The 4858-nt window shown below is 67.0% G+C and carries 7 protein-coding genes; 3 read left to right on the top strand and 4 right to left on the bottom strand.

Features of this window, described 5'->3' with window-relative positions; all coding sequences use genetic code 11:
- On the top strand, positions 1–212 hold a 212-nt coding region (locus tag LH128_RS08515; protein ID WP_008829208.1), incomplete at its 5' end, for a glutathione S-transferase C-terminal domain-containing protein.
- A gap of 45 nt (positions 213–257) precedes the next feature.
- Here LH128_RS08515 and LH128_RS33265 read toward each other — a convergent pair.
- Together LH128_RS33265 and LH128_RS08510 are read right to left on the bottom strand one after the other, a co-directional pair.
- Entirely contained in the window at positions 258–407 is a 150-nt protein-coding gene (locus LH128_RS33265; protein WP_008829207.1) for a hypothetical protein, read from the bottom strand.
- 96 nt (positions 408–503) lie between these two features.
- A complete protein-coding gene (locus LH128_RS08510; RefSeq protein WP_008829206.1) occupies positions 504–1334 on the bottom strand; it encodes a transporter in 831 nt (276 codons plus the stop codon).
- An 89-nt stretch (positions 1335–1423) separates the two neighbouring features.
- On the opposite strand from LH128_RS08510, the gene LH128_RS08505 reads away from it, so the two are divergent.
- Both LH128_RS08505 and LH128_RS08500 read left to right on the top strand, forming a co-directional pair.
- Positions 1424–1867, top strand: coding sequence for a hypothetical protein (locus LH128_RS08505; RefSeq protein WP_008829205.1), 444 nt, complete (start codon positions 1424–1426; stop codon positions 1865–1867).
- Positions 1864–2787 carry a cation transporter gene (locus tag LH128_RS08500; protein ID WP_008829204.1) on the top strand — a complete coding sequence of 308 codons (924 nt, stop codon included), beginning with the start codon at positions 1864–1866 and terminating at the stop codon, positions 2785–2787. Before LH128_RS08505 ends, LH128_RS08500 begins: the two co-directional genes overlap by 4 nt.
- A gap of 121 nt (positions 2788–2908) precedes the next feature.
- Here LH128_RS08500 and LH128_RS08495 read toward each other — a convergent pair whose 3' ends face one another.
- Positions 2909–3658 (bottom strand): sulfite exporter TauE/SafE family protein, encoded by a 750-nt coding sequence (locus LH128_RS08495; RefSeq protein WP_036524288.1) that lies wholly within the window; start codon positions 3656–3658, stop codon positions 2909–2911.
- 87 nt (positions 3659–3745) lie between these two features.
- The coding region (locus tag LH128_RS08490; RefSeq protein ID WP_008829202.1) for an amidohydrolase at positions 3746–4858 on the bottom strand (1113 nt) is incomplete at its 5' end.

Below are 4858 nucleotides of genomic sequence, written 5' to 3'. Positions count from 1 at the left end.
TCGTCGAGCATGAACTGGCGTTCCGCCCCTGGTTCGCGGGCAATACGTTCACCGCGGCCGACATCATGATGAGCTTCCCGCTCGAAGCTGCCCGCGATCGCGGCGGTCTCGAGCGCGGACGCCCAGCGACGATCGCCTGGCTCGACAAGGTTCATCAACGACCGGCCTATCAGGCCGCGCTCGAACGTGGCGGCCCTTATCGCTTTGTCTGAAAGCGGCATCCGACGTCAGGAGGCCGATTCCGGAAACGGGCTCCATCACTCGTTCGCCGGGTGGCCCGCGCCAATGGGCTCAAGCCGGAAGGCCTGCAAAGACGGGCGCGTGGATCGCAAGGCCTTGAAACCCGGCGAACGCGGAAACAGCCCCAGCTTGGCGATATAGTCTGCGTAGCGGATGGGTGTCGGCATGGCCGCCGATCTGTTCGGGCGCCGGGCTTTCTCCGCCCGGCACCGTGCCCCCTTCTCGATTGCGCGGAGCACGGCGGACACCGCGCCGGCAAACAGCTAGAACTTGCGACTGATGCCAAGGCCGACGCGCACGTCGGGCGTATCGGCATTTAGGCCCATCGTCGTCTGGAAATCCAGCTGGGTGAGATCGTCCGTGCGCCATGCCAGCGAAAGCGCCGCACTGGTCATCGTCGTGCTGCCTTGCGGGTCGCGGTCGCGGGTGAGTTCCAGTTCCGGCGCGATCCGCAGGTTCTCGGCAATCGTGAACTGGAAGCCCGCTGCCGCCCCATAAGCCAGATGCCGTCCCGATCGGTCCTCGTCGGTAGCCGCCTCGATGCTGGGGGAAAGGGCGAATGCGACCGTATCGCTGAACTTGTAGCTCAGCGGCACGATCAATCCGGCGCTCCAGTCGCCGTCACCCACGCCGTTCGTCGCGGTTGGAAGCGTGGCATAGGCAAGAAGCCCTGCAGCGACGCCGTTCGCCTTTTCCTGCGGATGGCGCAGGTTCTGCTTCAGGCCGATCGTCACGTCGCCGATACCGCTCGAGCGCTCAGAAACGCCGCCACCGTAATCCTTGCGCGCCATCCACGTGAAGGCCGTCCAGCCGACCTGAAGCTCTGTCGTCGCCGCAAGGCCGTAACGCACCTGGGTCTGCGCCAGTCCCAGCGTCGTCTCCCTGCCCTCGCCGTCCGTGTTGCGCTCCCACTCCGCAACGCCGAGTTCGATCTGGAAATGCCCCGGATCGACGGTACAGGCCGCAGTCGTGAGGCCGGGACGTTCGGTGCACAGTTCGCGCAGCCTTGCCGCACCGTCTCCCTGATCCTGGGCCAGCGCCGGACCGGGTAGCACAAGCAGCAATGGCATCAGCAGCCCGGGTTTCCGCATCATTTCCCTATCGTGTCCATTCTTGGCTCGAAGCGAAACAACACGGCGGCCTGCTCGTTCCTCCGACCATGCAGGAAAAAGGGTCAGGGACCATGAAAGGGGCCGTCGTCGGGATGATGATGCTGGTTGCGGGCTGCGACGGGCTGCCGCGTGACCCCGCACACACATCGACCCGCATCGAAGAGACAAGGCGCTTCGATGTCGGGCTGGTATCCGGAACTCCCGAAAGTCCGGACGCAAGGCGGCTCGTTGCCGAAGTGGAACGTCGAGCGCACGCCCGCGCCCGAATACACGAAGCCACGGGGGACCGATTGTTCGGCGATCTGGAAGCAGGCAAGATCGATCTCGTCGTCGGCGCCTTCGCCCGGGACAGTGCCTGGAAAACCGACGTGACGTTCGGCCCGGCCGTGCAAACGCTGCCAGGATCTGCGGCACCGCTGGAACTGAAGGCGGTGATGCGCAACGGCGAAAATCGGTGGATCATGCTGGTCGAGCGCGCCTCGCGCGCGGTCTCGGCGGAAGCGAGGGCGCAATGAGCAACAGCCTCCCCGACGAACTGCGCCCGGCCATGCACGCCGCCATCAGGCTGGAGTACTGGAACCTGTTCTGGACGGCGACCATCATCGCCGTGATGGGGCTGGTCCTCGGCCAGAGCCAGACGATGAAGACCGCGTGGGTGGAGGACACCCTGGGCGTGGTGCCGCCGATCATGTTTCTGATCGCGGCGCACATGGAACTGAACGGCAGGCGATCGCGAAAATTTCCCTTCGGCTTCGAACGGGTCAACGGCCTGGGATTCTTCGTTGCCGCCGTCGCATTGACGGCAGTGGGCCTGCTGCTCCTCTACAATGCCGCTGTCGCGCTGGCGACGCAGGAACACGCCAGCGTCGGATCGATCGTGCTGCTTGGCCACGACTTCTGGCTGGGCTGGCTCATGATCGCGGCGCAGATCTATTCGCTCGTGCCCCCGATGCTCATCGGCCGCAGGGAACTGCCGCTGGCCGAGAAGCTCAACGACAAGCTCCTGCACACCGATGCCCTGATGAACAAGGCGAACTGGCTGACGGGCGCGGCAGGTCTCGGAGGGATCATCGGTCTTGGCCTGGGCTGGTGGTGGGCGGACTCCCTGGCCGCCGCGATCATATCGCTCGACGTCATCAGCGACGGCGTCAAAGCCTTGCGATCTTCCACCGCAGAACTGATCGACGGCGCTCCCCGCGCGCTCTCCAGCCCGAAACTCTCGGGTGACGCGCTCGAACTGGAACAACGCCTTCAGGACGAATTTCCGGAAGCGACCATCCGGCTGCGGGAAACCGGCCGCCTGGTCCGGGCCGAAATCCACGGCGTCCATCCGCCCGGCGAAAAGCGACACCCCCGGCACTACTGGCCTGGAAAGGCCGATCGATCCTGGCGCCTTGCCCAGGTCGGCTTTGTCCCGCCCGCCGAGGAACCGTGAAGAGGTGGGCGGTCAGCCGGGCATGGCTCGGCTGCGCTCGCAAGGGCGTTTCAGGGCGATGGCCGGACGGCAGGCTTCACCAGCAGTTTCGTCACGCCCGCTTATCGCCGCCATGGGCGTATCAGCCATACGCCTTGATGAAGAACGCGGCGGTCACGAAGAACGCAAGGGCCAGAGTGGCCGCTCGCACCAGCGCCGGCGACAACCGAATGCCCAGCAGTGCGCCCAGATAGCCGCCGACCATCGCGGAGGGGGCAAGGATGGCCACTTCGCGCCAACCGACCGCGCCCGCCAGAGCGAACAGGATCACCGCTGCGGTGTTCGCAGCGGTGACCAGCAAAGTCCGCAGGCCCTGAAGCCGCTTGAGTTCCTCCCGCGTCGCAAGGCTCCAGAATGCCATCATCATGATGCCTACAGCCCCGCCGAAATACCCTCCGTAGATACCCAGAACCAACTGGCCGCCAAGGATCGCGGGGCCGCTCGCCCCGCTCCATCCGTGAACTCTTGCGGTAATTCCGCGCCCGAAGGCGAGCGCAAGGCTCGCCAGCAGTAGCAGCCAGGGCAGAGCCTGAACGAACAGCGCCTGCGGCGTCGCCAGCAGCAGGATGCCGCCTGCAAGGCCGCCTGCAGCCGACACCGCCGCCATCCAGCGCAGCGGGACCGCCGCGATCGGCACCAGCCCCTCGCGATAGACCCAGGTGCTGACGGCGCCGCCGGGGTAAAGCGCCAGACTGCTGGAGGCATTCGCCGCCACGGGAGACAGTCCGACCGCCATCAGCGCCGGCAACGAGACGAAGGACCCGCCGCCGGCCAGCGCATTCATGGCGCCGGCCAGCACACCTGCCGCGATCAGGAGAAGATCTGTGTTCACGAGCGCGGATATGCCGCGCTCCGGAACGCGGCACAATCCGGATGATGCCGGGCGGCGGCTTCACCCGGGACGAAGGCCGCGCGATTTTCAGGCCGCGTCCAGCGCGCCCGACACCAGGTTGCCCGCGTGGAACACCGCCTTGCGCGGCGACTGGCGCGCCACCGCCTCGGCCGAGCAGGCGGCCGGGACCAGCACCATGTCGGCGGCGTCGCCTGCCTTGGGCCAGACCTGCTTGCCCGCGGCATCCAGCGGGGTCGGGCCGCCGGTGGCGATCTTCAGCGATTGCGAGATGGTGTACTCGTCGCTCCAGCCATAGAGCTGGCACGCCAGCTTGGCCTTCTCCAGTACGTCGCCGCTGCCGAAGACCGACCAGTGATCCTCGACGCTGTCGGTGCCGGTGTAGACCTTGACGCCCTTGTCCAGCAGGATCGGGATCGGCATCATCCGCGTGCCGAACGGCAGCGTGGACGCCACCGACATGTCCAGCGCGGCGAGGCGCGCGGCCAGGTCCTCCATCTCGGGCGCGGGCAGCGACATCATCGAGAACGCGTGGCTGAGCGTCACCTTGCCGCGCAGTTCGGGTTCGCGCTCCACCGTGTCGGCGATGCGGCGGATCGCGGCGATGCCGCTGGCGCCGGGCTCGTGCAGGTGGATGTCCACGCCCTTGTCCATGTCGAGCGCGACCTGCATCATCGCATCGACCGACTTCTCCATCCCGCCGTCGAGCGCGGTGGGATCGATGCCGCCCACATGCGTCGCCCCCGCCGCCATCGCCGCGCGCATCGTCGGGATCAGGTCGGCGCTGACAAAGCCGTGCTGCGGGAACGCCACGATCTCATGCCCGAACCCGTCGGCGCGGCTGTCGAGCGCGTGCTTGAGCAGTTCGACGTGCTTGGTCCCCACCACCGGATCGACGTTGCACTGGCTGCGCGCGAACGTGGTGCCGTTGGACTGCAGCAGATCGACCAGCTTGCCCGCGCGCTCCTCCAGCGTGGGGAGGAGCTGCGGCAACAGCGTCTGCTCCAGCTTGATCTGCCCGCGAATGCCCTCGGTCCGCTTGCGCGGGGGCACCCACGGGCCGCCGTAGAAGGTCTTGTCGAGGTGGATGTGCATGTCGCGGAACGAGGGCAGCAGCAGCATGCCCTTCGCATCGCGCACCGCCACGCCCATCGGCGCAGGCGCATCGGCGGGGGGGGGCGC

It is taken from the genome of Sphingomonas sp. LH128, assembly GCF_000293195.2.
GTDB classification, from domain to species: domain Bacteria; phylum Pseudomonadota; class Alphaproteobacteria; order Sphingomonadales; family Sphingomonadaceae; genus Novosphingobium; species Novosphingobium resinovorum_A.
Note: the sequence above shows the minus strand (reverse complement) of the source record. Positions and strands in the feature narration are given on the sequence as shown.

Bases quoted from the DNA above. Each gene is read 5' to 3' on its own strand.
- LH128_RS08505 (WP_008829205.1), top strand. From the start codon at position 1,424: ATGAAAGGGGCCGTCGTCGGGATGATGATGCTGGTTGCGGGCTGCGAC.
- LH128_RS33265 (WP_008829207.1), bottom strand. From the start codon at position 407: ATGCCGACACCCATCCGCTACGCAGACTATATCGCCAAGCTGGGGCTG.
- LH128_RS08500 (WP_008829204.1), top strand. From the start codon at position 1,864: ATGAGCAACAGCCTCCCCGACGAACTGCGCCCGGCCATGCACGCCGCC.
- LH128_RS08510 (WP_008829206.1), bottom strand. From the start codon at position 1,334: ATGATGCGGAAACCCGGGCTGCTGATGCCATTGCTGCTTGTGCTACCC.